Below are 23,905 nucleotides of genomic sequence, written 5' to 3' on the forward strand. Positions count from 1 at the left end.
TCATGGCAAAAATCGTAGGCAGCATCGTTACCTCCCACGTTCCGGCCATTGGCCGTGCCATTGCCGGCAATCTGCAGAACGAACCGTACTGGAAGCCCTTCTTTGACGCTTTCCCGCCCATCCATCGCTGGCTGGATGAAGTAAAACCCGATGTCGCCGTGGTGGTGTACAACGACCATGGCCTGAATTTCTTCCTGGACAAGATGCCCACCTTCTCGGTAGGTGCCGCACCGCAATACCGCAATGCCGACGAAGGCTGGGGCATTCCCACCCTGCCGCCGTTTACTGGTGACACCGAGCTGTCCTGGCACCTGATCAATCAGCTGGTGAACAAGGAATTCGACCTCACCACCTGTCAGGAAATGCTGGTGGACCATGCCTTCACCCTGCCCTTGAAACTGCTGTGGCCGCAAGAAGGCGCCTGCCCGATCAAGGTGGTGCCGGTGTGCATCAACACCGTGCAGTTCCCCATCCCGTCCGCCAGCCGCTGCTACAAGCTGGGCGAGGCCATTGGCGAAGCCATCAGCGCCTGGGATTCCGACGCCCGCGTGGTGGTGATTGGCACCGGCGGCCTGTCGCACCAGCTGGATGGCGAACGCGCCGGTTTCATCAACAAGCCCTTCGACCTGCAATTCATGCAAAGCCTGGTAGATAACCCCAAGTGGGCCACCCAGTACACGGTGGAGCAGCTGGTGGAGCATACCGGCTCGCAAGGCATCGAGCTGCTGATGTGGCTTGCTGCCCGCGCCACCATCAAGGGTGATGTGCGCGCACTGCAAAGCACCTACCATCTGCCGATTTCCAACACCGCTGCCGGTGTGATGTTGCTGGAACCGCTTGCCTGAGGACCGACCGCAAGCCGCCCCGCTGGCTGGCACACGCTGTCAGCCTGGGCGGCAGGTCTCAAAACCACACACTGTTGTCAGCATTTCTCCTCCTTCGCTGAGCACCCGGCCTTGTGCCGGGTTCTTTTTTGCCCCTGCCCTGTCAGCTGAAGAAGTTGAAGAAGGCGATACAGCGTTAGCCACTGCTTTACAGGCAAAAAAAGGCCGACAGGAACACCCCGTCGGCATGGGTTCACACCCCAGATGGAAGCAATGGTGTGGTCATCTCCTGTCCGGCTATCAGGCTGGCTGAACAGAAACGCCAAATTCTTCAGTGTCGATTTCCTGCTGGGTGGCGGCGTTGTAGCGCGCACCGCTCACCGTGTTTTCATTGACGATGGCATCCAGACGGGTCAGCACTTCCATGTCCAGCGTCACCGTGTCGGCCGACAGGTTTTCCTGCAGATGCGCCACATTGCTGGTGCCCGGAATCGGAATCACCTGCTCGCTTTGTGCCAGCAGCCAGCCCATGGCCAGCTGGGCCAGGGTGAAGCCGGTTTCGGTGGCCAGCCCCTGCAATGCATCCAGCAGGCGCAGGTTGCGGCTAAAGTGTTCGGTCTGAAAGCGCGGCATGGCGCGGCGGATGTCGTTGGCGGCAAAACCGGACGGGTCGCGCACGCCACCTGCCAGGAAGCCACGGCCCAACGGGCTGAAGGCCACCAGGGCCACTTGCTGCTCGCGGCAGGCATCCAGCAGCGCGATTTCCGGATTGCGCGTCCACAGCGAGTATTCACTCTGTACCGCGGCAATCGGGTGCACCGCCTGGGCGCGGGCCAGCGTGGCAGCGGAAACCTCGGACAAGCCAATGCTGCGGATCTTGCCTGCGGCCACCAGATCAGCCAGTGCGCCAACCGAATCCTCAATCGGCACCTGGCGGTCCCAGCGGTGCAGGTAGTAGAGGTCAATCACATCGGTTTGCAGACGGCGCAGGCTGTCCTCGCAGGTCTGGCGCAGGGTGTCCGGCCTGCCGTCTATCACCCGTTTGCCTTCCACCCCGGTCATGCCGCACTTGCTGGTGAGCACAATCTGCTGACGATGCGGCTTCAATACTCGCCCCACCAGCTCTTCATTGGCACCAAAGCCGTACAGCGCGGCGGTATCAAACAGGGTGACGCCTGCATCCAGCGCTGCCAGCAATACCTGGCCGCCCTGCTCGGCAGACGGTGGCACGCCATAGGCGTGACTGAGATTCATGCAGCCAAGGCCGATGGCAGAAACGGTAAACGGGCCAAGCTGTCGCTGTTTCATGGAACTGTCCTTGCACTGTCTGACGGGGACCCCGCAAGAAAAAGACAAGGTCAGCCGGTTTGCAACAAACCGGACTGCCTTGTTCAGGAGGGTCGCTTACAAAGGGATTTCAAACGATATTTCAAAAGAAACTAATCAAATCAAGAGCTGCCAAGAAAAAAGCGAAGCTTCCCTGGGGTGCAGCTTTTAGTCAGCAGCGCCTCACACCAGCTGCTGCTCCAGCGCGTGCAGCACCTGATAGCACGGCAGAACCTGACGCAGGCTGGAATTGGGCTCGCGGCCTTCGCGGATGGCGGCAAAGAATTCGCGGTCTTGTAGCTCGATACCGTTCATCGATACGGCCACATGCGATACGTCGATCTTCTCTTCCTTGCCGTTCACCAGGTCGTCGTAGCGGGCAATATAAGTGCCGGTGTCGCCGATGTAACGGAAGAAAGTCCCCAGCGGGCCGTCGTTGTTGAAGGATAGGCTGAGCGTGCAGATGGCACCGTTGGCGGCCTTCAGCTGGATGGACATGTCCATGGCGATACCCAGTTCCGGGTGAATCGGCCCCTGGATGGCATTGGCCTTCACGATGGGGCTGCCAGCCTGATAGGCAAACAGGTCCACGGTGTGGGCAGCGTGGTGCCACAGCAGGTGGTCGGTCCAGCTGCGCGGCTGGCCCAGCGCGTTCATATTGGTGCGGCGGAAGAAGTAGGTTTGCACATCCATCTGCTGGATGTTGAATTCCCCGGCGGTAATCTTGTTGTGCACCCACTGGTGGCTGGGGTTGAAGCGGCGGGTATGGCCGCACATGGCCACCAGGCCGGTTTCCTGTTGCAGTGCGGCGGCGGCTTCGGCACCGGCCAGGGTGTCGGCCAGCGGAATTTCCACCTGCACGTGCTTGCCAGCCTTGAGGCAGGCGGCGGTTTGCCCGGCGTGCATCTGGGTGGGCGTACACAGGATGACAGCGTCCACTTCCTTGATGGCCAGGGTTTCGTTCAGGTCATCCGTGACATGGGCCACGCCGTATTTGTCCGCCACTTCGCGGGTTTTGGCCAGGTCGCGGCCAATCAGCGATACCACTTCCACATCGGCAATGTTCTTGATGCCGTCCAGATGCTTGATGCCGAACGCGCCTGCGCCAGCCAGTGCTACTTTGATTGTCATGACAGGGATTCCTTATTCCTTGTTTTCCAGAATGGCGTGACCCACAGCGGTATTGGAAGCCGGGACATGATAGAAACGGTGCGTCACCTGCGGCAGCGGGCCGCTGCGCTCTCCGTTGTTCACGTCGGCCATCGCGCCACGGGCAATCAGCCACATCACCAGTTCGATACCTTCGCTGCCGGCTTCACGCACATAGTCGATATGCGGCACCTGGGCGCAGGCCACCGGGTCGTTGATCATCAGGTCCAGCCAGTTGTTGTCCCACTCGCGGTTGATCAGCCCGGCGCGTGCACCCTGCAGCTGGTGGCTCATGCCACCGGTGCCCCAGATATGCACATTGAGGTCTTCGTCAAAGCTCTCCACCGCCTTGCGGATGGCCTGACCCAGCGCAAAGCAGCGCTGGCCGGAGGGCACCGGGTACTGCACCACGTTGACGGCAAACGGAATCACCGGGCAGGGCCAGGCGTCCTTCACCGGGTCCAGCTCGCCGCACATCAGCGACAGCGGCACGGTGAGGCCATGGTCCACATCCATCTTGTTGACGATGGTGAGGTCGAAGTCTTGCTGGATGACGCTTTGCGCGATATGGCTGGCCAGTTGCGGATGGCCCTTCACCACCGGCACCGGGCGTGCGCCCCAGCCTTCATCGGCCGGTTTGTACTCGGCAGCCGTGCCAATGGCGAAAGTGGGAATCATGTCCAGGCTGAAGGCGGTGGCGTGGTCGTTGTACACCAGGAAAATCACGTCCGGCTTGTTGTCCTTCATCCATTGCTTGGAGAAGTCGTAACCGGCAAACAGCGGCTTCCAGTAGTCTTCCTGCGTCTTGTGCAGGTCCATGGCCACGCCGATGGCCGGCACGTGGGAGGTATAAACGGATGCGGTAATGCGTGCCATATCAGTTGCTTTCCTTTTTACCAGCAGCGCCTTGCGGCTGGCGGTGCGGCTGGGCGTCGCCGTCTTCGCCAAGGTAGCGGTTGCCTTCCACCGAGCGGCCACCAGCCAGCATCATGTTGCGGTATTCCTCTTCGCTCATGCCGGTCATGGAGCCGGCCATCTGCTGGAAGCTCTTGCCGTCGGTGGCACCGATGCGAGCCAGGAAGTAGATATTGCCGCCAAGCGCCATACAGCGGTTGAGGTCGCGCGCCATCACCGCCTGCTTCTGCTCTTCCGTCATCGGCCATTCATCGAGATAAGCCCGTTCGTCGGCCAGAAAGCGGGCGCGGTTTTCCGCCTTCATCAGGCTGGTGCAGAACTGGTTCAGCCAGTAGCCCAGGCGGCTTTGCTCGGCATCGAAAATGATGGTGCCGGGCACATCTTTATACGGTTTGTCCAAAGCCATGGCGGCTCCTCAGCATTCTTCCGGCCAGTACAGGCGCATGGGATTGGTGACCAGCAGCTGTTGCTGCAATTGCGGCGTCGGCGCGATATGGGGGATGAAATCCACCAGCAGGCCGTCGTCCGGCATATGGTCTTTCAGATTGGGGTGCGGCCAGTCGGTGCCCCACAGCACGCGGTCGGGGAAGGTTTCCACCAGTTTGCGGGCAAACGGAATCACGTCGTGGTAGGCATGGCGTTCGCCATCCAGCGCCTTGGGGCCGGTCACGCTCAGGCGTTCCGGGCAGCTGACCTTGGACCAGATATTGTCATGTTCGCGCATCAGTTTCACGAACAATTCAAACTGCGGCCCGTCCACCGGCAGGCTGACATCCGGCCGGCCCATGTGGTCCACCACCACGGTGGTGGGCAGGTTGGTGAAGAAGTCCCACAGTTCCGGCAGGTCCTGCGCCTCGAAGTACACCACGATATGCCAGCCCAGCTTGGCAATGCGGCTGGCAATTTCCATCAGCTCGTCTTTGGGGGTGAAATCCACCAGCCGTTTGACGAAGTTGAAACGCACGCCGCGTACACCGGCCTCGTGCAGGCTTTGCAGCTCTTCATCCGTTACTGCGCGCCTGACGGTGGCCACGCCACGCGCCTTGCCCTTGCTGGCACGGCAGGCATCCACCATGGCGCGGTTGTCGGCACCGTGGCAGGTGGCCTGCACAATCACATTGCGGGCAAAGCCCAGATGGTCGCGCAGGGCAAACAGATCAGCCTTGCTGGCGTCACACGGGGTGTATTTGCGTTCCGGCGCATAGGGAAACTCCGCCCCCGGGCCGAATACGTGACAGTGGGCATCCACCGCGCCAGCCGGCAGGGTGAAGGCCGGTTTGGCCGGGCCGTCAAACCAGTCCAGCCAGCCTGCGGTCTTGCTGAAGTCGCCACTTACGGGTTTGCTCATGCTGTCGTCCTCAGTCGATATAACGCAGACCGGCCTTGGCCAGCGGCTCGCGCATTGCATACATGTCCAGACCCAGCACGCCGGAAGCCAGCTTGGCGCGTTTTTCGCCTTCAAACGATTCGCGCTTTTGCGCCGCCGCCAGCGTTTCCACCGCACGGGCGGCCGGTACACACACCACGCCGTCGTCGTCCGCCACAATCACATCGCCCGGATGCACCAGCATGCCGGCACACACCACCGGGATATTCACCGAGCCCAGTGTGGCCTTGATGGTGCCTTTGCTGCTGATGGCGCGGCTCCATACCGGGAAGTCCATTTCCTGCAGGGTTTTGACGTCGCGTACCCCGGCGTCGATGATCAGCGCCCGTGCACCGCGTGCCTGGAAGCTGGTGGCCAGCAGGTCGCCAAAGTAGCCGTCGGTGCATTCCGAGGTGACGCCTGCCACCACGATGTCTCCCGGCTGAATCTGTTCTGCCGCCACGTGCAGCATCCAGTTGTCGCCCGGTTGCAGCAGCACGGTGACGGCGGTGCCGGACACCTGCTTGCCCGGGTAGATGGGGCGCATATAGGGCTTGAGCAGGCCAACGCGGCCCATGGCTTCGTGCACGGTGGCCGAGCCCAGCGCTGCCAGTGCATCGGCAGCAGCGCGGTCGGCGCGGGTGATGTTGCGGTATACCACTCCGAGTTCGTACATGGTGTTGTCTTTCCTGTTCTGTTTTTCCATCGTGTGGCGCATGGCGCACGTGAGATGAGGTCAACTCCGCAAAAGCCCCGGGTCAAGGCGCGCCGCCGCAGACAGTACGTGTGGTACGGCAAGGCGGCGCTACGCAGGAACGGGACTTTTGCCAGCCTTACAGGCCGCGGGCTTTCAGGGCGGCATCCAGTCGCGGATACACCCGGCGGGCATTGCCTTCAAAGATTTGCTGCCGCTCGGCATCCGTCAGCGCTGCCGCTTCGATGTAGCGTTTGGTGTCGTCGTAGTAGTGGCCGGTTTCAGGGTCGATGCCGCGTACCGCGCCAATCATTTCGCTGGCAAACAGCACGTTGTCCACCGGGATAACCTTGGTCAGCAGGTCGATGCCCGGCTGGTGGTAGACGCAGGTGTCAAAGAAGATGTTGTTGAGCAGGTGGTCCTTGAGCAGCGGCTTTTTCATTTCCTGCGCCAGCCCGCGGAAGCGGCCCCAGTGGTACGGCACCGCGCCGCCGCCGTGCGGGATGACAAAGCGCAGCGTGGGGAAGTCCGTAAACAGGTCGGAGGTCAGGCATTGCATGAAGGCGGTGGTGTCTGCGTTCAGGTAGTGCGCGCCGGTGGTGTGGAAGGCGCAGTTACAGCTGGTGGACACATGCACCATGGCCGGGATGTCGTACTCCACCATTTTTTCGTAGATGGGATACCAGTGGCGGTCGGACAGCGGCGGGCTGGTCCAGTGGCCGCCGGACGGGTCCGGGTTGAGGTTGATGCCGACAAAGCCGTAGTCCTTGATGCAGCGTTCCAGCTCCGGAATGGAGGTGGCCGGGTCGACACCGGGCGACTGCGGCAGCATGGCCGCGCCGATGAAATTGTCGGGAAACAGCTGGCTGACGCGGTAGCACAGCTCGTTGCAGATGGCCGCCCAGGTGGATGACGTGTTGAAGTCGCCGATGTGGTGGGCCATGAAGCTGGCGCGCGGGCTGAAGATGGTGAGGTCGGAGCCACGCTGCTTCATCAGGCGCAACTGGTTGCTTTCGATGGTGTCCCGCAGCTCGTCGTCGGAGATCTTCAACTCGGAGGCCTTGGGGCCCAGCTCCGGGGTGGAGAGGTTGTCGATCTGGCGTTTGCGCCAGTCTTCCAGCGCCTTGGGGGCGGTGGTGTAGTGGCCGTGGATGTCGATGATCATGCTTGCTGTCCTTTCCAGATGGCGGAGGGAATCATGACCTCTCCGCGCATGATGAGCCGTGCGGTGCGCAGCAGTGCTGCGCGGATGACGTTTTGCGGGTTTTCCGGGTCCAGCTCCAGGTCCACCGAGAATTCGCCGGTGGGGTGTTCCACCGACACCAGATGACGCAGGCCGGGCTGCATCTGTGCGATGCCCTCGGTGACCGAGCCTTCCAGCACGCAGGCGGTGCCGACCGTCACTGCCGCCAGCACGCCGATGGCGTCGTGGCAGACGTGGGGGATGAAACAACGGGTGCTGATGCTGCCGCCGTCGCGCGGCGGGGCAACCAGGCACATCTTGGGATAGGTTTTCTTGCTGACATCGCCCAGGCCCATCAGGTGGCCGCATTGCAGGCGCAGCGCTTCCAGCCGGGTTTTCAGCTCGGTATCGGCATTCAGTTCGGCCACGCTTTCATAGCCGCTGCGGCCCAGGTCGGCAGCGCGCAGCATCACCAGCGGCATGCCGTTGTCGATACAGGTGATTTCCAGCGCGCCCACGCCTTCCAGCTGCACCACATCCTTCACCTTGCCGGTGGGCAGCAGGCCGGAACACACCGAACCGGCGGTATCCAGAAAGTTGATGGTGATGGGCGAGGCGCTGCCGGGCACGCCGTCGATACGGGCTTCGCCGTCGTAGCGCATCTGGCCGCCCGGCGTTTGTACCGTCACGTCGCACTGCATGCCGGTATTGAGGGTGAGCACGCGGAAGGTGCTGGTTTCACCCTGCGCCGTCACCAGGCCGCGTTCCAGCGCGAAGGGCACCACCGCTGCCAGCATGTTGCCGCAGTTGGGCGTGGTATCCACCGTGTCCTTGTCCGGCTGCAACTGGGCAAACAGGAAGTCCAGGTCCACGCCGGGCTGACTGCCGCGGGAAATGATGCCGACCTTGCTGGTCAGCGGGTGTGCTCCACCCAGGCCGTCAATCTGGCGGCGGTCGGGAGAGCCCATGACAGCGAGCAGCACACGGTCGCGCAATGCCTGATCCTGCGGCAGGTCGTCTGCCAGGAAGAAGGGCCCGCGTGAGGTACCGCCACGCATGAACAGAGTCGGGATAGAGGTTTGCATGCGAGGATTGTGTTCCCGCGCCATGCATTAAAAAAGAGCACTATCGCTCTAGCAGATATAGCAGTTTGCTATACATTGAGTGCAGCAATGGCAATGGCCCGACAAGCGGGCCATGCATGGAAAAACAGCGCAAATCAGGACTTGAAGTACAACGAGCCCAGCGAGGCTTCGCCCAGTTCGCGTGCGGCATCCTGCAACAGGCTGCCCAGCTCCGGCAGGCGCTCGGCCGGAATGCGGCTGGTGGGGCCGGCCAGTGTCACCACGCCCACCACCTTCTGGTTGAGCGGGTTGATGATGGGCGCGGCCAGCGAGGTCATGCCCGGTTCGTAGCTGTCCACCGCCACTGCATGGCCACGCTTGCGGGTGGCATGCAGCACCTCCAGAAAGGCGGCAATGGTGCGCGGGGCATTGGGGCCGTAGTCGTGGCCATTGCCAAAGCCCTGGCGGGCGACAATCTGCAGTGCCTGTTCATCGTCCAGCCGGGAGAGCCAGGCCGGGCCGCTGGCGGTACAGAACAGCGGCGGGTTGCTGCCCATGTCCGGGTCGTAACGCAGGCCGGAGCGTGCGCCCTGCGCCTTGGCCACAAAGGTGATCAACTCGTTTTCGATGATGCCCAGCCGCGCCAGCTCGCCCGAGCTGCGCGCCAGATTTTCCAGAATGGGTTGCGACACATCAGCCACGCCGCTGGTGGACAGGTAGATCAGCCCCAGCGAAACCAGCTTGAGCGATAGCTGGTATTCGCCCTTCTCTGCATGCTGGCGCACATAGCCCTGCTCAATCAGCATGGCCAGCAACCGGTGCGCGCCACTGCGCGGCATGTTGAGGGTGTCGGCAATGACATGCAGCGGCAGTTGCCCGCCATTACGGGCCAGCAATTCCAGGATTGCCAGCGAACGCTCCATACTGCCTGCCATGTCGTTTCTCCTTGCTGAGTGGTTCCGGATTTGAACACAGTTCAATTTGACCAGCAAGCCGCCCTGCCTGCGCCTTGCCCGTCCCGGAAGCGCTCACACCTGGAAACGGGCAACCGACTGGTGCAAGGATTCGGTCAGTTGCTCCAGCCGGGCCACATGCTCGCATGCCTGCGCAACGGCGTGGCTGGACTCCTCCATGCGGCCGGATATCTGCTCGATATTCTGCGCCACGCTATTGCTGGCCTGGCTTTGCTCGGTGGTGGCAGTGGCAATGCTGCGCACCTTGTCCAGCGCCTGGGCCGATGCGCTGTTGATTTGCTGCAGCGCATCCCCGGCCTGAGCCGCCATCTGCACCCCCATCGCCACCTGCGGTGCCATGGCCTGCATGCCCTGCACCACGGCAGCGGTATCCGCATGCACCGCCTGTACCGTGCTGGCTATCTGCGCGGTGGCGGTACTGGTGCGCTCGGCCAGCTTGCGCACTTCGTCGGCCACCACGGCAAAGCCCCGGCCCTGCTCGCCCGCGCGGGCGGCCTCGATGGCGGCGTTAAGCGCCAACAGATTGGTCTGGTCGGCAATATCGCGAATCACGCTGGCAATATCGCCAATCTGATCAGTACGCTGTTCCAGCGAGCCAATCAGCCGCGAAGCATCATTCACCTGGCTGGCAGCACGGCTGATTTCTTCGCCGGCATGCAGCACCAGCGCTGCACCATGCTCGGCCAGCGTGGCAGCCCGCCCGGAATTGTCCTCGGTTTCCCGCGCGCCCTGGGAAATATGGTCGACACTGACCGCCAGTTGCTCGATGGCCGCAGCACTGGAAGCAATGGCAGCGGAACTCAGGCGCGAGGCATCGTTGATCTGCGCCATCTGCATGGCCAGATGATGCGACAGCTGCCCCACCTGACTGGCATTGGCCTGTATGCCGCCAATCAGCCCGCGCAGATTGCCCTGCATCAGCGCGATGGAGGCCATCAGGCTACCCGCAGGGGCAGTTGCATCCAGTGACTGGTTCAGCTTGCCATCGGCTATCTCCCCAGCCAGCCGGGCCGCCAGTTCCGGCTCGCCGCCCAGTGCGCGGTAAATCTTGCGCGCCATCCACACCGCCACTGCACCAATGGCGACAAACAACAACAGCCCGGTCAGCATGTAGCGCAGCGCCGCCTGCCAGAAGGCGGCCTGGATGTCATCCGTCCAGGCACCAAAGCCGATCACCCAGTCCCAGCCGTCAATGCGGGTGACGCCATTGATTTTCAGCACCTCGTCACTGCCGCCGGGCTTCACCACCATCAGCTCGACAAAGCCGATGTCCTGCGTGGCCAGCACATCCAGATAACGGTTGAAATCATGCCGGCCATCCGGCAGCTGCTTGCCGAAATCCACCTGCCCCACGCCCTTGTCACCGGGCAATACCAGGCCCAGCGCACCGGTGGTACGCGCCCACAGATACAGGCTTTTCTGGTAGCGCATGCTGCGCAAGGCATCGATGGCACGGCGCTGTGCCTCGGCACGGCTCAGCTGCCCACCCTGCTCCAGCTGCTGAAAGTGCTTTACCTGCTGCGCCGCCAGCGTCAATACGGTACGAATGGCTTCATGGCGTTGTTCCAGCATGGTGCTGCGCAGCGACACCAGGCCCATGACGGCCAGCAACAGCCCGCCCGCTGCAGCCAGCCCCACAATCAGCCCCAGCCGTGTTGAAAGTTTCATGTTTCGTCTCCTCCTTGTTGTATGCAGCGCCGTCCGGGCTGTGCCATCATCATTGCCCTGTGCCGGACATGCGCTGGCGCACCATTCTGGTGACTTGCATCCATGAGAAGTAGTCGACCCGGCCACTAGCAGTTATAACAAGCTGCTATGACTGACCCTTGCAGGAGACAGACAGGTGTTTAAGATCAAGGCGGTGATATTTGATTGCGATGGCACGCTGGTGGATAGCGAAAGCCTGTCCGCGCGGCTGATCGGGCGCATCCTGCAACAGCATGGCCATGCACTGGATGAAGCCACCATCCTGCAGCATTTCCGTGGCCGGCCTTATGCGCGCTTTCTGGACGACATTAGCCAGCACTTTCCGCAACTGGACCGTGAACTGTTCAGCCGTCAGTTCCGTGAGCAAAGCCTGCCACTGCTGGCAAGCGAACTGGACACCATGCCCGGCGCGCATGATTTGCTGGCCGCACTGCAACTGCCGCGCTGCATAGCCTCCAACGGCCCGCGCGAAAAGATAGAAACCAGCCTTAACAGCACCGGGCTGAAACCCTATTTTGGCGACGCCATCATCAGTGCCTATGAAGTCAATGCCTGGAAGCCGGACCCGGCGCTGATCCACCACGCCCTGCGCCTGCTTGGCGTAGCCGCTACCGATTGCCTGCTGGTGGAAGACAGCGCCTCCGGCATTGCCGCCGGACTCGCCGCTGGCGTGGCCGTGGCAGGCGTACACCTGCACGAGGACACCGCCGCCCGCTTTGCCGGGCAGATTGCCATCTTCCCCGGCCTGCCCCAGCTGGCTGCGGCATTGGGTTTGCCGGTCGGCATCAGTAGCGCCCGCTAGCACAACATAATCTGCCGCACGCCCTCAGGCCGTCCCCACCCGGCAGTCCCTTACCCCTCGGCTGATATCACTCACTAGCAGGGGGAGGGCTGCACATGCCCTCCCCGTGTCCGCTGTACATTTGCCCGCCATGCATTTGCCTGGCTTCATTGCGCGTCGTCACCGACATCGCCCCCATCACCATGGATACGTCTTTTGATCAGGACGGCCGGTAAAACTGGCTGAACAGACATTGCCGGTCACAGGCTCGCCCGGTGTAATGCCCGATCCATTTCCACCGGTACGAAGGGTCACCACGGCATGGCAACACCTGCAAACCAAACACAGCAACGTTTGTTACCACCCTGGCAATGCCTCCCTTGCCTGGCAACGCGCAGCACCATCTGACCCACCCCAGGCCCCAGCCCATGCGCAACCCCTACCAGCTCACCTTCCCCACCCGTTTCCAGCTCACCCCGTCCGTGCATTCCTTTCAGCTTGAAGAAGCACTGGACAGCCCTTACCACCTCAGCGTGGCAGTGACATTGCCAGACCGCGACCTGCCCCTCGCCCCGCTGATCGGCCAGCCGGTCACCTTCACCCTCACCCCGCAATCCACCGCACCGCCGCTGCGCATTCCCGGCATCCCGCCACTGCCGGACGCGCAGGCAGGACAGCGCAGCTGGCACGGGGTGGTGCGTCAGGCGCAGCGCGGCCGCAGCAGCCGGGAAGAAACGCTGTACACCTTCGACATCGGCCCGCGCCTGGCCTTGCTGCAGGACAGTCGCACCACCCGCCTGTTCCAGAACATGACGGTGGCGCAGGTGATGGAAGCCTTGCTGCGCCAGCATGGGCTGGATGGCAGCGATTTCCGTTTCACCCTGACCGGCGCACAAGCGGTGTACGAGCACCTCACCCAGTTCCGCGAAACCGATCTGGCTTTTCTCTCCCGTCTGGCCGCGCAGGCCGGCATCTTCTTCCAGTTCAGCCAGTCCAGCGACGGCAAGGATGTCATCCTGCTTGGCAACGACCTGGAGCACTACAGCCGCAATCATCTGCACCCGGTCGCCCTGCGCGAGCAGGCCGGGCTGGAAAGTGTCGGCACCGAGGCGGTCACCGCCTTCAACATCCGGCACAGTCCTATGCTGCAGGCTGCGCGGCGGCGCAACTTCAACGACATGGCCGCCAGTCCACTGCCCGATGGCCGTGCCGGGTTTGCCGGGGAGGTGCCCGCCGCGCATGGCGAGGACTACGACTGGGGCGATGATAATCGCGATGACGAGGAATCCACCCGGCTGGCGCAGATCCGTCACCAGCTGTCGGTCAGCCGGCAATGCATGGCCAGTGGCGACAGCAATGTCAGCTGGCTGCAGCCCGGTACCGTGCTGAAACTGACGCAGGCTTTTGCCGACGCCCCGCACGGCTGGCTGATCAGCCGCGTCAGCCACCACGGCAGCCGCGACAGCGCCTACCAGAACAGCTTTAGCGCCATTCCGGCGGATCGCGTCTGGCGGCCCGCCCTGCTTCCCAAACCGCGCATTCACGGCACCCTGCCCGCCATGGTGGTGAGCCCGGGCAATAACAGCTATCACTACCCTTTCATCGACGAGCATGGCCGCTACCGCGTGCGCTTCCTGTTCGACCTGGACAACTGGAGCCCCGGCGGCGATTCGCGCGCGGTGCGGCTGGCCAAACCGTTTGCCGGACGGCAATTCGGTTTTCACATGCCCATCCACGCCGGCACCATCGTTCACCTCGCCTTCAGCGATGGCGACCCCGACCACCCCTACATCGCCGCCATCACCCATGACAACGAGCGGCCAGACCACATCACCAGCCAATGGCACAGCCGCAATGTCATCCGCACCAAGGCCAACAACAAGCTGCGCATGGAGGATTTGCAGGGCAAGGAACACATCAAGCTGGCCAGCGAATACGGTAAAAGCCAGCTGAATATCGGCCACCTGGTGGATGCCGCCCGCGCGCCACGCGGCGAAGGGTTTGAACTGCGCACCGACCACTGGGGAGCCATCCGCGCCGGCAAAGGCCTGCTCATCACTGCCGAAAGCAAATCCGTCGCCGCTACCCCGCAACTGGACATGGCCGCAGCGCTGCACCAGCTGGAACAGGCCAACCGGCTGGCCAAAGCCCTGGCCGATGCCGCCACCACCGCCAGAGCGCTGCCGCCGGATGTCCAGGCCCAGGTCGACCTGCTGCAACAGTCGCTCAAACAGCTGGCACAGGCCGGCATCCTGATCAGCGCCCCGGCCGGCATCGGCCTCACCACCCCGCACACCATCCAGCAATCGGCAGGCAGCACCTACGCCGTCACCGCCGGGCAACACATCAGCCAAACCGCCCAGGGCGACATCCGCTGTAATGCCAACGGCGCCATCAGCCTGTTTGCCCGCAGCGGCGGCGCACGTCTGTATGCCAACCAGGGCAGCGTGGACATCCAGGCACAAGGCGGCCCGCTGGCGGTGTCCGCCGCCAAGTCCCTGCGGCTGAACAGCAACCAGCACATCACGATGGCCGGGCACGACAGCATCGAACTGGCAGCCGGCGGCCATGGCATCCGCATCAGCACCAAGGGGGTTGAAGTGTTTGGGGATATCAAGCTGCACGGCACGCTGAGTAATGAGGGGAAGGCGGGGCTGGAGCACGAAGACGACAGCTTTCCGCAAACCGATTTACTGCCAAACAAAGGCCTTTCACTTTAATGATGGAGTGACCGATGAATATCAGCCCACCCACCCTGAAGCAGGCCCAGCATGAGATGCCGGACAGCGAATGGCTAAACGCCTTATTACCTTCCACCACCCTGGGTGGCTATCCGGTAACCAGTCAATTCGAGTGGCACGGCGGCATGCATGTGCAACTCTCCGGCAGCGGTGAACAAAACAATGTCCGTGCCATCGCCAATGGCTATGTCATTCATTACCGAGACTGTGGCCCTGGCGAACTGAATCCGGATGAAGACTCGCCCTTACGACGACATGGCCTCGACACCCCCGGCTGCGTGGTGATGCGCCATGAAACAGAAATAGGCAGTGGCCGGGATGGATATGTTGTTTTTTATTCGGTTTATCAAAACCTCGGCAAATTAAGCCCGGAAGTGATGATTGCATTCCAGAAGGGAAAAATACTGGCCCGCAAGCAAATCATCGGCAAAGCGGGCTATACCGGCGGGATGAGCGGTTTTCATTTTGAAATATTCTGCAATACCGAAAACCTGCGAAGACTGACCGGGCGCACATCCGGCAAGCTGGACTTAAGTAAAAACGGCAGAGAAAACATCATCTTTGGCGATAGCCATTTTTACATTCCGCAAGGAACACCCTACTACAGCGTAGACACGGCCCTCAAAGGCCAGAGCAAACCAGCGGGCACCACCACGCAAGACCTGTATGTCACCATGGAAATTGGCCACCGCGCCGCGACACTGACCACCCGTATTTTAGAAAACGGCAATTTTACACCACTGCCAAACAAAACAATTCCACCATCCTGGAAAAATTATGATACTGAGATGTATGAAAGTGCCAAAAATTTAAATAAAGAAATTCCAGAGGCAAGCCTAAGCACGATTTATGAATATCATCGTTACGGTCGCCTGATTTCAAAGAGCCACAACCGCGAACTTCCAGCGCACGCCACCATTTACCGGCAAATCACCACACCACAGGGCTTAGTCTGGATCAATATTCGTGACGAAAAAATCAAGAAATACAGCGATGCAGACTTTCCACACTGGCTGGGCTGGCATTTTGTTGATGATGACAAAACCCGCGACGGGCTATGCCATTCCGCCTATATCCAGCAGCTGCTACTCCCCAAGGAACAAGAAAGAACCAAGCAAAAACTGGTCGCTGCGTTTTCTGCCAAGACCAACACACTATCCAGATTAATTTGCCAATTCAAAAGCGAGTGGGATGGCACAAAAATTGACGAACGCTATGGCTGGATGAAAAAGGAAAGCTACCTCAATCCTAAATCCGAAATCATGTCGGACAAGGCCTTTGATCTGTTAAAAGAAAAAATAAAGATACTGTGTTTCTGGGAAAAAATAAAGAACAGAACCGGGGTAATGACCCACAAAATGTACTACCCGAATGAAGAATCGCATTACGACCGATCACTGGATGACAACATCTGGCACTTCCACCCACGCGAATTCATCCAGACATTTCGCAAGTGCAAATGGTTTGGCAGCTTCGAAATGGAAAACATCTTCATCCCGATAATAGATAAAAGCAGGCCGGAAATTACGCCGCAATACCTGATTACCAGATATAAAAATGCCATCAATCAAACAGTGAGCAAGTACGGTTTTGATTACGGAAGAAGAACCATTCATTTCTTTGGCCAAGGCTGTGTTGAATGCGCACAACTGAGCAATATGACTGAGGTAGCCCAGCATCAGGATTACAGCAAAAAAATAGGGCTAGGCTTGATAAAAGAATCCTTACAACAGTACGAAATAGATAATGGGCACTGGTGGGGGCGAGAGCCTAATGAAAAATCAGAATATTTTGCCAGAGAAAGATACAACAGCAAAGGAATAAAAGTAGCAAACAGCTATAACTGGCGCATTGGCAATCTTGATGGTGACGATGCGCAAAAATTCAGAGGTAGGGGCTTTAAGCAACTAACATTTTTATCCAACTATGTCGATTATTGGGTATTTATGGGATGGTTAAAATTAAAGCGCGAACAGCTGGATTGGCATAAGGATCCTGGATATATATCCAAGAACAAGGGCGCAATGACGAAGCAGGTTCCCTCTATTGACAACCCAGAGATCATTTCAACAAACCCACATTACTGCATCGATAGCGGTGGCTTCTATTTAGCGTGCTCCAGATCAAAAACAAAGCCTGCCATGAACATAGTGAATGACAATACAATAGAAGCAGTTACCCGTGCAATCAATGGCGAGACTAACGGATTAGTAAATAGACAAGCGCATACATATCGTGTCAATTACATCATCGGAGATACTATCGACGCACCAAAACATTTTAAAGCGGAAATATATGCCAAGAGATTTGGTTTTGCATTCAAGGAGAAATAAAATGCATCAATTAAATCGCTACATTTTAAAAAAAATTACAATATTGCTAATTAGTATTAATATTTTCAACATCGCAAAGGCTGGAACTATCTATACAGAGGGTTCCGATAAAATAATCATCACAAAAATAGAGGAAGATACCAAGCGCGACAATCCATTGATTATATTTCACAACAATATACAATGCGACACAGAACGCACAATGCAATTAACTTATGCAAAAACATCATCAGATGGAAAATTCCTTATTGTGAATGGTGTAATTTTTCTCAGTCTAGAAGATATTAAAAAATGCAACAAAGAAGACGATCTAATTAAATATGCATCTGTTATTTCATATAGCTTCGAGATTGAAGACATCAACAAAATGCGCAATTTAATTGCACTATATATTGAACCATCCTTCGGCATGGCACATGAAAAGAAAAGTAAGTTTTATTACCTTGCGGGAGTAGTTATCAATAAAGCAAAAAATGAATATGGCGCTCTTCCAAATCCATTAAAAATAAATCAAAAACAATTTTTCTCATACGATAGAACTTCCAATGTAGATTTGGATCGTTCTCTTTTTGCAGGATATAATGACAAGGCATTTTTTTCACCGGATGGCAAATATCTCGCATTAAAATCCAGCGCCATTTCCTGCAAGAAAGGTGCTTACCCTGGCGTATTTGAAACCACACACTGGAAACAGGTGATTTTCAATAGCCCTGATAGCAATAAAAAATGCCGGGCATTATTCCCACAACTGAAGTGACGTAAATTTTCATAAAAATATACCCTGCACGAAATCGGGACGCTATCGATGCACCAAAAAATTTTAACGAGGATATATACGCCAAGAGATTTGGCTTTGCACTCAAGGAGAAATAAAATGCATGGCGCATTCCAATTTACCACCAAACTATTTTCATTGTTAATAATATGTTGCGTTATGGTTAATAGTTCTCATGCGGCAACCATTTCGATTGATGGTTTAGATGCTTTGGTTTTAAAAAAAACTGAGTTATCTTCCGGAGAAGATGTCAACCTGAATATCATTTACAATGGAAATGTTTGCACATTCCCGAAGACAATATTTTTGACTTCTGCAAAAATATCATCCGACAAAAAATTTGTTATTTTAAATAATAAGCTATTTTTAAATTGGAGAGATATCAAATCTTGCAATTTAAACACTGATACAATCGGTCAATTAAATATTAATCCTGATTATTATAATATTGAAGACATCAACGAGCAAAACAATCTAATAGCTTTGTATGTGGACCCTTTATTTGGGTGGCCATATGCAGCTAAAAGAAGTGAAAAATTTACGCTCATGGCCGCACTGGTAGACATGAAAAATCTATCCGAAATTATTTCAATTAAAAAGAAACCATTTTACAATGAAAATCGCACAGACTCGATAGAATTAGATAAACATTCATTTGTCAATGCCCTTAGCACTGACAAGGCATTTTTCTCACCGGATGGCAAATATCTCGCATTAAAATCCAGCGCCATCTCTTGCAAGAAAGGCGCCTACCCTGGCGTATTTGAAACCACGCACTGGAAGCAGGTGATTTTTAATGGGCCAGGTAGCAATAAAAAATGCCGAATGCTGTTCTCGCAATTAAAATAAAAGAAAATTGAAACACATCAGCGATGTATATTTAAAATGACCGTTTCGCAAAGAATTTGTTAATTACCCACGGAATATTAATTTAAGTTTTGTTCGTCGCCAATTTTGAGGAGTCCCTAAAAATGTCAAAATCAATTATTATGCGCGCCCTTATGGCACTCTTGATGCTCAGCGCACTACCAGCATACGCAGCGAGTTTCGAATGCGATATGGCAAAAATCAAAGTGGAGCATCTTATTTGTGACCATACCGCGCTTGGACAACTGGATGAGGAGATGAGAAATACCTATCGGTCCACACTTGAGCAGGCTGCGAACCCGGCTAAACTTATCCAGTCTCAGCGCAACTGGATAAAAGAGCGCAACAAATGCCACAATGTCGCTTGTGTTACACAGTCCTACTCGGATCGCTTGACGGCAATAAAGAAAGTCAAGCCAGCTGGCTGGAAAACCTATACTGACCGTGACCTCGGCATTTCATTTAAGTACCTCGAAAATCTCCAAGTCAGGAAGCCTTGCCCACAACGATCCGATGAACGCTGCGTAGCATTGGTCAGTCGCGATATGGGTATCAGCGACTACATAATTGCATTCAGTGTCATGACAGGTTCCCTGGAAAAGATCGCCAGGAAGGAAGCTCTATTTGAACTCGAAAATGGTAAGTGGCTAACCACCGCAGGGCCTGGTATCCCTGCAGAGGTTACAACCTTCTATGGCTCGGGATGGAAGGGGATGCGCGCAACTCAATCCTGTGGTGTTTTCGACCCTGAAACTGGCCGGCATCTAGGAGAGTGCTTTGTGGCAGTCATCAGTAACGGTAAACGCGCAGTTGTCGCCGAAACGCAGGGGATACTCGGTAACGATCGAAATACCGAACTTAGCGTTGAGTCGATACGGTTTACCAAATAGGCAGGACCAAGCTTCATCCCGTAAATTAAGACATACAGGATAAAAAAGGCTTGTTAGTGCTGCCAACGGCTCTGATTTTGTAGTGCATTGGCGAGATGCACCCATAGATGCTAGTGGCAGCAACGATTCTCTGGTGTTTCCTCCGGGTAAACACCGCTGTGGATTTACCCTGCGTAAGCCAAAAAAACGCCACCCATCAGGGTGGCCAACGCAGAGAGTGACGCTTACGCCAGCAAACGTCAGTCCAGATATCTGAGCCCGGCCTTGGCCAGTGGCTCGCGCATTGCATACATGTCCAGGCCCAGCACGCCGGAAGCCAGCCTGGTGCGTTTTTCGCCTTCAAACGATTCGCGCTTTTGCGCCGCCGCCAGGGTTTCCACCGCACGGGCGGCCGGTACGCACACCACGCCGTCGTCGTCGGCGACAATGACATCACCCGGATGCACCAGCATGCCGGCGCAGAAAACGGGAATATTCACCGAGCCCAGCGTGGCCTTGATGGTGCCCTTGCTGCTGATAGCGCGGCTCCAGACCGGGAAGTCCATTTCCTGCAGGTTTTTGACATCGCGCACACCGGCGTCGATGAAAGGCGGCGCAGCAGCAGGGCTTTGTCAGCCGCGCGATACCAACTGTTCCAGGCCCGTCTAGGCCAGCCGCTCGTGAAAATCCGCCTCACCCAGCCGCCAGTACGCCGCCACTTTCACTCCTTCACGCGGCAGCTGCTTTTCTTCCAGCAATATGCTGCGCGCCTGACGCATCAGCCCGCCCTCGCCCGCGCACCAGGCAAAACCATGGCCGTCCGGTACTTGCCAGCCACGTAGTGCCGCCAGCAAGGCCTCGCCATCGGCCAGCTGGCTGACACTCCAGTTAGCCTGTTGCGGCAGTGCCCAGCTGTCATGGCTGTCAGCACGCAGCAAGATCACCTCGACATGGGCGCTGGGCGGCAGCTCGGCCAGTCGGCGACGGATGGCCGGCAGGGACGAAGCATCGCCCACCAGCAAATGCCAGTCCTGCTGCGCCGGGATGATCATCGAGCCCTTGGGCCCGGCGATGATGGCCTGCATGCCCTCCTCGGCCTGCTGTGCCCAGCTGGCGGCAGCACCGTGGCCGTGCAGTGCGAATTCCAGCGTCAGCTGCCCATCCTCTGCCGTGGCGGACAGCGGGGTGTAGTCGCGCATCACGGTATTGCCCTGCTCATCCTGAAAAATGAACTTGATATGATCGTCAAAAGACTGCGACTGGAAACCCTGCAGCGTCTCGCCGGCAAAGGTGATGCGGGCAAAGCCGTCGCCGCTGCGCTCTACCTTGCGGACGGTGACATTGCGCTTGGCCAGTTCATATCTGACCCGCTCGATACGGTGTTGCGGCAAAATGGTGGTCATGGCGACTCCAATTGATTGATAATATCACCTAATATGCAAAATAAAGTTGACCTTGTCAACAATGTTGACGATACCGCCGAGCAGATTTTCGAGGCCATCCACACCCTGATGCATCAATACCGCTCGCGCCAGTTTGCCGCGATCCGGGACGATGCCCTGGGGCTGACCCATATGGAAGGCAAGGTGCTGGGTTATTTCTGCCGCCATCCGGGTAATACCCAGAGCGACCTCGCCCAGCACTCCGGGCGTGACAAGGCCCAGCTCACCCGGCTGATTGCCCGCCTGAAGGAAGCCGGGCTGCTGGAAGCCCGCGCCGATGCGCAGGACCGGCGCAGCATGCGCCTGTACCTGACCGAGGCCGGGCAGACGCTGCATGCCACCTTGCATCAGCACGGCCGTCTGCTGGCTGCCCGCGCCATGCAGGGTATTGCGCCGGAGCAGGCCGAGGCATTGCTGCAAGCCTTGCAGCACATCCGCCACAATCTGGAGCAGGACAGCCCGGACAAGTCCTGTGACAAGCATTGCGACAAGACCTGAACACATGAAAAAACGGCCCCGAGGGGCCGTTGTCATTGTTACCGCTTGCTGCCAGGCGCTCAGCTCTTGGGCAGGCCGGGCGGGTTGGTGCGCGATTCGCTCACCGCTTCGGCGCTCAGGCCCCAGCGGCTGAGTACCTTGGCGTAATTGCCGTTGGCAATCTGGGTATTGATGATTTTGGTAATCGCCGGAGCCAGGCCGGAGTCCTTGCGGGTGGTAACGGCAATGTCAGCAGTCAGCGGCCAACCGCCAGAGAAGGTGCCAGCCAGACGCACCTTGCCGGTACGCGCGGCTTCCAGTGCATAGATGGCATTGGGGCCGAGCCAGGCATCGGTGCGGCCGGACTGCAGGGCTACGCGGGCCACGGCTTCATCATCAAAATACAGTGCCTGCAACGGTTTGAGGCCGGCAGCCTCGTTTTTCTTGTTCCATTCCAACAGGATCTGCTCCTGATTGGTGCCCGCGCCCACAATCACCTTCAGCCCGGCGGTGTCCTTGGGCTCATTGATTTTCAGCTTGCTTCCTGCCTTGGTGTAAAAGCCGAGCAAGTCCTTGCGGTAGGTGGAGAAATCGAATTTCTCCTTGCGCGCTTCGGTAACGGTGACATTGGAAATCACCGCATCGTACTTGCCGGACTGCAAGCCCAGCGGCCAGTCGGCCCAGGCCACATTGACCAGTTCCAGCTTGCGCCCCAGGCCATCGGCCACCAGGCGCGAGATGTCCGGGTCGGCACCGATGATGGTTTTCGAGTCGCTGGCAAAACCGCCAATCGGCAGAATGCCGCCAGCAATGGCCACTACGAAGGTCTTGTCCTTGACGAAGCGGACGTCCTTGGACAGCAGTTTGATGGCCTCTGGCACCGGACGGCCCTTGGGCTGGCCTTTTTGCTCCGGGCTCAGGTCGATGCTGCTGGCGGCATGGCCAAACAGCGGGGCCAGCAGGGCAAGGCTGAGGGCGGCCAGTACGGTACGGCGCGGCAGATGGGTGTTACGCGACATGATGCTTTCCTTGTTGTGGTCTTGCTTGTGGTCGTGACGGTGTGTGGAAAATGTTTTATTCATGGCAAATGTTTTACCCATGGCCTACAGCACGCGGGCCAGGAATTCGCGGGTGCGCTGCTGCTGGGGTTGACGCAATACCTGCTCCGGGCTGCCGCTTTCCACAATGCGGCCCTGCTCCATGAACACCACGGTATCGGCCACTTCACGGGCAAAGCCGATTTCATGGGTGACAATCAGCAGCGTGGTGCCAGAGCGCGCCAGCTCCTTGATGACGTCCAGCACTTCCTGCACCAGCTCCGGGTCCAGCGCCGAGGTGGGTTCGTCAAACAGCAGCACCTTGGGGCGCAGTGCCAGCGCACGGGCAATGGCCACGCGCTGCTGCTGGCGCTGACAGGCCAGCAGCGCTGGCGGGCACGCTGCCACAACGACTGCGGCTGCTGGCGCAGCGCGCCACGTGCATAGTGACGCTCCACCTGCACCTGTACCGTGGACAGTACGGTGAGGATGATCAGGTACCACACGGTGGCCACCATCAGCAGCGGAATCACTTCCAGATTGCGGTGGTACACCACCTGGATGGTGTAGAACAGCTCCGGCAGCGCCAGGATGTAGACATTGGCCGTACCCTTGGCGAGGCCAATGATGTCATTGAAGGCGGTAGGCAAGATGGTACGCATGGCCTGCGGCAGCACGATGCGGAAAATCTGCCGTCCGCGTGGCAGGCCCAGCGCGGCCGCGGCCTCAAGCTGGCCCTGCTCCACCGACAAAATGCCGCCACGGATGATTTCCGCCGAGAATGCCGCCTGGTTCAGGCTCAGGCCCAGCACCGCTGCGGCAAAGGGGCTGATCAGCTCGGTGGTGGAATAGCTGAACCAGTTGATGCCGGTATACGGCACACCGATATTGATGGTTTCGTACAGATAACCCAGGTTGTTGAGGATAAGCAGCAACACGATCAGCGGAATGGAGCGGAACAGCCAGATATAGCTCCACGACAGGCTGGCCAGCAGCGGCGAGCGCGACACCCGCGCCAGCGCCAGCACCGTGCCCAGTACCGACCCCAGCACCGTGCCGATGGCGGTCAGCAGCAAGGTGCGGCCCAGGCCTTCCAGCACCGGGGCGGCCAGGAACCATTCGGCAAACACCGCCCAGCCCCAGCGCGGATTGGTAGCCACCGAACTGATGATGGCAGCCAGCAGCAGTACGGCCAGCACGCTGCCGGCAATGCGCGCTGGGTAACGCGCCGGGATGATGCGCAGCCCGGCATAACGGTTGCTGCCGCCGGTTTCTGCCGCTGCTGGCTCGTTTGCCTGCCGTGGCAGCGGGTGCGGATGACTGAAGGCGATATCGCCGACTTCGGTAATTTCACTCATGATGTCTTGTCCTGTGCAAAAGC

21 protein-coding genes and 2 pseudogenes are annotated in these 23,905 nt (G+C 58.2%); 8 read left to right on the forward strand and 15 right to left on the reverse strand.

All coding sequences use genetic code 11. The annotated features are described in order from the left end of the window. Positions 1–2: 2 nt before the first annotated feature. A complete protein-coding gene (locus DKK66_RS18640; protein ID WP_131360444.1) occupies positions 3–845 on the forward strand; it encodes a class III extradiol dioxygenase family protein in 843 nt (280 codons plus the stop codon). 279 nt (positions 846–1,124) lie between these two features. Here DKK66_RS18640 and DKK66_RS18645 read toward each other — a convergent pair whose 3' ends face one another. From DKK66_RS18645 to DKK66_RS18690, 10 genes are all read right to left on the reverse strand, one after another. Next, complete coding sequence (locus DKK66_RS18645; RefSeq protein ID WP_131360446.1) at positions 1,125–2,132, reverse strand: aldo/keto reductase; 1,008 nt, start codon at positions 2,130–2,132, stop codon at positions 1,125–1,127. A gap of 201 nt (positions 2,133–2,333) precedes the next feature. Then, complete coding sequence (locus tag DKK66_RS18650) at positions 2,334–3,281, reverse strand: Gfo/Idh/MocA family oxidoreductase (RefSeq protein ID WP_207389817.1); 948 nt, start codon at positions 3,279–3,281, stop codon at positions 2,334–2,336. A 12-nt stretch (positions 3,282–3,293) separates the two neighbouring features. Next, on the reverse strand, positions 3,294–4,175 hold the full coding sequence (locus tag DKK66_RS18655; RefSeq protein ID WP_131360450.1) for a class III extradiol dioxygenase subunit beta: 882 nt from the start codon (positions 4,173–4,175) through the stop codon (positions 3,294–3,296). 1 nt (position 4,176) lies between these two features. Continuing rightward, positions 4,177–4,620, reverse strand: coding sequence for a protocatechuate 4,5-dioxygenase subunit alpha (gene ligA, locus DKK66_RS18660; RefSeq protein ID WP_131360452.1), 444 nt, complete (start codon positions 4,618–4,620; stop codon positions 4,177–4,179). A 9-nt stretch (positions 4,621–4,629) separates the two neighbouring features. Next, positions 4,630–5,562, reverse strand: coding sequence for an amidohydrolase family protein (locus tag DKK66_RS18665; RefSeq protein ID WP_045844904.1), 933 nt, complete (start codon positions 5,560–5,562; stop codon positions 4,630–4,632). Positions 5,563–5,572: 10 nt separating this feature from the next. After that, a complete protein-coding gene (ligK, locus tag DKK66_RS18670) occupies positions 5,573–6,256 on the reverse strand; it encodes a 4-carboxy-4-hydroxy-2-oxoadipate aldolase/oxaloacetate decarboxylase (protein WP_131360454.1) in 684 nt (227 codons plus the stop codon). A 157-nt stretch (positions 6,257–6,413) separates the two neighbouring features. Further along, a complete protein-coding gene (locus tag DKK66_RS18675) occupies positions 6,414–7,439 on the reverse strand; it encodes an amidohydrolase family protein (protein ID WP_131360456.1) in 1,026 nt (341 codons plus the stop codon). Further along, positions 7,436–8,542 (reverse strand): 4-oxalomesaconate tautomerase, encoded by a 1,107-nt coding sequence (locus tag DKK66_RS18680; RefSeq protein WP_131360458.1) that lies wholly within the window; start codon positions 8,540–8,542, stop codon positions 7,436–7,438. Before DKK66_RS18680 ends, DKK66_RS18675 begins: the two co-directional genes overlap by 4 nt. Before the next feature lie 134 nt (positions 8,543–8,676). Further along, positions 8,677–9,456 (reverse strand): IclR family transcriptional regulator, encoded by a 780-nt coding sequence (locus DKK66_RS18685; RefSeq protein WP_045844901.1) that lies wholly within the window; start codon positions 9,454–9,456, stop codon positions 8,677–8,679. Between the two features lie 93 nt (positions 9,457–9,549). Continuing rightward, positions 9,550–11,163, reverse strand: coding sequence for a methyl-accepting chemotaxis protein (locus DKK66_RS18690; RefSeq protein ID WP_131360460.1), 1,614 nt, complete (start codon positions 11,161–11,163; stop codon positions 9,550–9,552). Positions 11,164–11,338: 175 nt separating this feature from the next. On the opposite strand from DKK66_RS18690, the gene DKK66_RS18695 reads away from it, so the two are divergent. From DKK66_RS18695 to DKK66_RS18720, 6 genes are all read left to right on the forward strand, one after another. Then, complete coding sequence (locus DKK66_RS18695) at positions 11,339–12,004, forward strand: HAD-IA family hydrolase (RefSeq protein WP_165494230.1); 666 nt, start codon at positions 11,339–11,341, stop codon at positions 12,002–12,004. Positions 12,005–12,411: 407 nt separating this feature from the next. Then, complete coding sequence (locus DKK66_RS18700; RefSeq protein WP_165494231.1) at positions 12,412–14,703, forward strand: type VI secretion system Vgr family protein; 2,292 nt, start codon at positions 12,412–12,414, stop codon at positions 14,701–14,703. 14 nt (positions 14,704–14,717) lie between these two features. Continuing rightward, positions 14,718–17,057 (forward strand): M23 family metallopeptidase, encoded by a 2,340-nt coding sequence (locus tag DKK66_RS18705; protein WP_131360466.1) that lies wholly within the window; start codon positions 14,718–14,720, stop codon positions 17,055–17,057. 1 nt (position 17,058) lies between these two features. Then, positions 17,059–17,814: a hypothetical protein gene (locus DKK66_RS18710; RefSeq protein WP_131360468.1), complete on the forward strand. Its 756-nt coding sequence runs from the start codon at positions 17,059–17,061 to the stop codon at positions 17,812–17,814. Positions 17,815–17,931: 117 nt separating this feature from the next. Further along, positions 17,932–18,681 carry a hypothetical protein gene (locus DKK66_RS18715; RefSeq protein WP_131360469.1) on the forward strand — a complete coding sequence of 250 codons (750 nt, stop codon included), beginning with the start codon at positions 17,932–17,934 and terminating at the stop codon, positions 18,679–18,681. A gap of 122 nt (positions 18,682–18,803) precedes the next feature. Then, positions 18,804–19,589, forward strand: coding sequence for a lysozyme inhibitor LprI family protein (locus tag DKK66_RS18720; RefSeq protein ID WP_131360471.1), 786 nt, complete (start codon positions 18,804–18,806; stop codon positions 19,587–19,589). Positions 19,590–19,828: 239 nt separating this feature from the next. Here DKK66_RS18720 and DKK66_RS18725 read toward each other — a convergent pair whose 3' ends face one another. Together DKK66_RS18725 and DKK66_RS18730 are read right to left on the reverse strand one after the other, a co-directional pair. After that, positions 19,829–20,161, reverse strand: coding sequence for a 4-carboxy-4-hydroxy-2-oxoadipate aldolase/oxaloacetate decarboxylase (locus tag DKK66_RS18725; RefSeq protein ID WP_242673522.1), 333 nt, complete (start codon positions 20,159–20,161; stop codon positions 19,829–19,831). A 72-nt stretch (positions 20,162–20,233) separates the two neighbouring features. Further along, positions 20,234–20,971 (reverse strand): siderophore-interacting protein, encoded by a 738-nt coding sequence (locus tag DKK66_RS18730; protein ID WP_131360473.1) that lies wholly within the window; start codon positions 20,969–20,971, stop codon positions 20,234–20,236. Between the two features lie 33 nt (positions 20,972–21,004). On the opposite strand from DKK66_RS18730, the gene DKK66_RS18735 reads away from it, so the two are divergent. Next, positions 21,005–21,508 (forward strand): MarR family winged helix-turn-helix transcriptional regulator, encoded by a 504-nt coding sequence (locus tag DKK66_RS18735; protein ID WP_131360475.1) that lies wholly within the window; start codon positions 21,005–21,007, stop codon positions 21,506–21,508. Positions 21,509–21,567: 59 nt separating this feature from the next. On the opposite strand, the gene DKK66_RS18740 is transcribed toward DKK66_RS18735, so the two are convergent. The 3 genes and pseudogenes from DKK66_RS18740 to DKK66_RS20560 form a co-directional block, all read right to left on the reverse strand. Next, entirely contained in the window at positions 21,568–22,569 is a 1,002-nt protein-coding gene (locus DKK66_RS18740; protein WP_207389819.1) for an ABC transporter substrate-binding protein, read from the reverse strand. A gap of 21 nt (positions 22,570–22,590) precedes the next feature. Continuing rightward, a pseudogene (locus DKK66_RS20380) lies at positions 22,591–22,893 on the reverse strand (AAA family ATPase); the annotation flags it as partial. A gap of 98 nt (positions 22,894–22,991) precedes the next feature. After that, positions 22,992–23,882, reverse strand: a pseudogene (locus tag DKK66_RS20560) (amino acid ABC transporter permease); the annotation flags it as partial. Positions 23,883–23,905 lie beyond the last annotated feature (23 nt).

This window comes from Aquitalea sp. USM4 (genome assembly GCF_004328945.1).
GTDB classification, from domain to species: Bacteria; Pseudomonadota; Gammaproteobacteria; order Burkholderiales; family Chromobacteriaceae; genus Aquitalea; species Aquitalea pelogenes.

What these genes read in the sequence shown, in the direction of transcription:
- DKK66_RS18640 (WP_131360444.1), top strand. Translation starts at nt 3, where the DNA reads ATGGCAAAAATCGTAGGCAGCATCGTTACCTCCCACGTTCCGGCCATT.
- DKK66_RS18645 (WP_131360446.1), bottom strand. Translation starts at nt 2,132, where the DNA reads ATGAAACAGCGACAGCTTGGCCCGTTTACCGTTTCTGCCATCGGCCTT.
- DKK66_RS18650 (WP_207389817.1), bottom strand. Translation starts at nt 3,281, where the DNA reads ATGACAATCAAAGTAGCACTGGCTGGCGCAGGCGCGTTCGGCATCAAG.
- DKK66_RS18655 (WP_131360450.1), bottom strand. Translation starts at nt 4,175, where the DNA reads ATGGCACGCATTACCGCATCCGTTTATACCTCCCACGTGCCGGCCATC.
- ligA (WP_131360452.1), bottom strand. Translation starts at nt 4,620, where the DNA reads ATGGCTTTGGACAAACCGTATAAAGATGTGCCCGGCACCATCATTTTC.
- DKK66_RS18665 (WP_045844904.1), bottom strand. Translation starts at nt 5,562, where the DNA reads ATGAGCAAACCCGTAAGTGGCGACTTCAGCAAGACCGCAGGCTGGCTG.
- ligK (WP_131360454.1), bottom strand. Translation starts at nt 6,256, where the DNA reads ATGTACGAACTCGGAGTGGTATACCGCAACATCACCCGCGCCGACCGC.
- DKK66_RS18675 (WP_131360456.1), bottom strand. Translation starts at nt 7,439, where the DNA reads ATGATCATCGACATCCACGGCCACTACACCACCGCCCCCAAGGCGCTG.
- DKK66_RS18680 (WP_131360458.1), bottom strand. Translation starts at nt 8,542, where the DNA reads ATGCAAACCTCTATCCCGACTCTGTTCATGCGTGGCGGTACCTCACGC.
- DKK66_RS18685 (WP_045844901.1), bottom strand. Translation starts at nt 9,456, where the DNA reads ATGGCAGGCAGTATGGAGCGTTCGCTGGCAATCCTGGAATTGCTGGCC.
- DKK66_RS18690 (WP_131360460.1), bottom strand. Translation starts at nt 11,163, where the DNA reads ATGAAACTTTCAACACGGCTGGGGCTGATTGTGGGGCTGGCTGCAGCG.
- DKK66_RS18700 (WP_165494231.1), top strand. Translation starts at nt 12,412, where the DNA reads ATGCGCAACCCCTACCAGCTCACCTTCCCCACCCGTTTCCAGCTCACC.
- DKK66_RS18705 (WP_131360466.1), top strand. Translation starts at nt 14,718, where the DNA reads ATGAATATCAGCCCACCCACCCTGAAGCAGGCCCAGCATGAGATGCCG.
- DKK66_RS18710 (WP_131360468.1), top strand. Translation starts at nt 17,059, where the DNA reads ATGCATCAATTAAATCGCTACATTTTAAAAAAAATTACAATATTGCTA.
- DKK66_RS18715 (WP_131360469.1), top strand. Translation starts at nt 17,932, where the DNA reads ATGCATGGCGCATTCCAATTTACCACCAAACTATTTTCATTGTTAATA.
- DKK66_RS18720 (WP_131360471.1), top strand. Translation starts at nt 18,804, where the DNA reads ATGTCAAAATCAATTATTATGCGCGCCCTTATGGCACTCTTGATGCTC.
- DKK66_RS18730 (WP_131360473.1), bottom strand. Translation starts at nt 20,971, where the DNA reads ATGACCACCATTTTGCCGCAACACCGTATCGAGCGGGTCAGATATGAA.
- DKK66_RS18735 (WP_131360475.1), top strand. Translation starts at nt 21,005, where the DNA reads ATGCAAAATAAAGTTGACCTTGTCAACAATGTTGACGATACCGCCGAG.
- DKK66_RS18740 (WP_207389819.1), bottom strand. Translation starts at nt 22,569, where the DNA reads ATGAATAAAACATTTTCCACACACCGTCACGACCACAAGCAAGACCAC.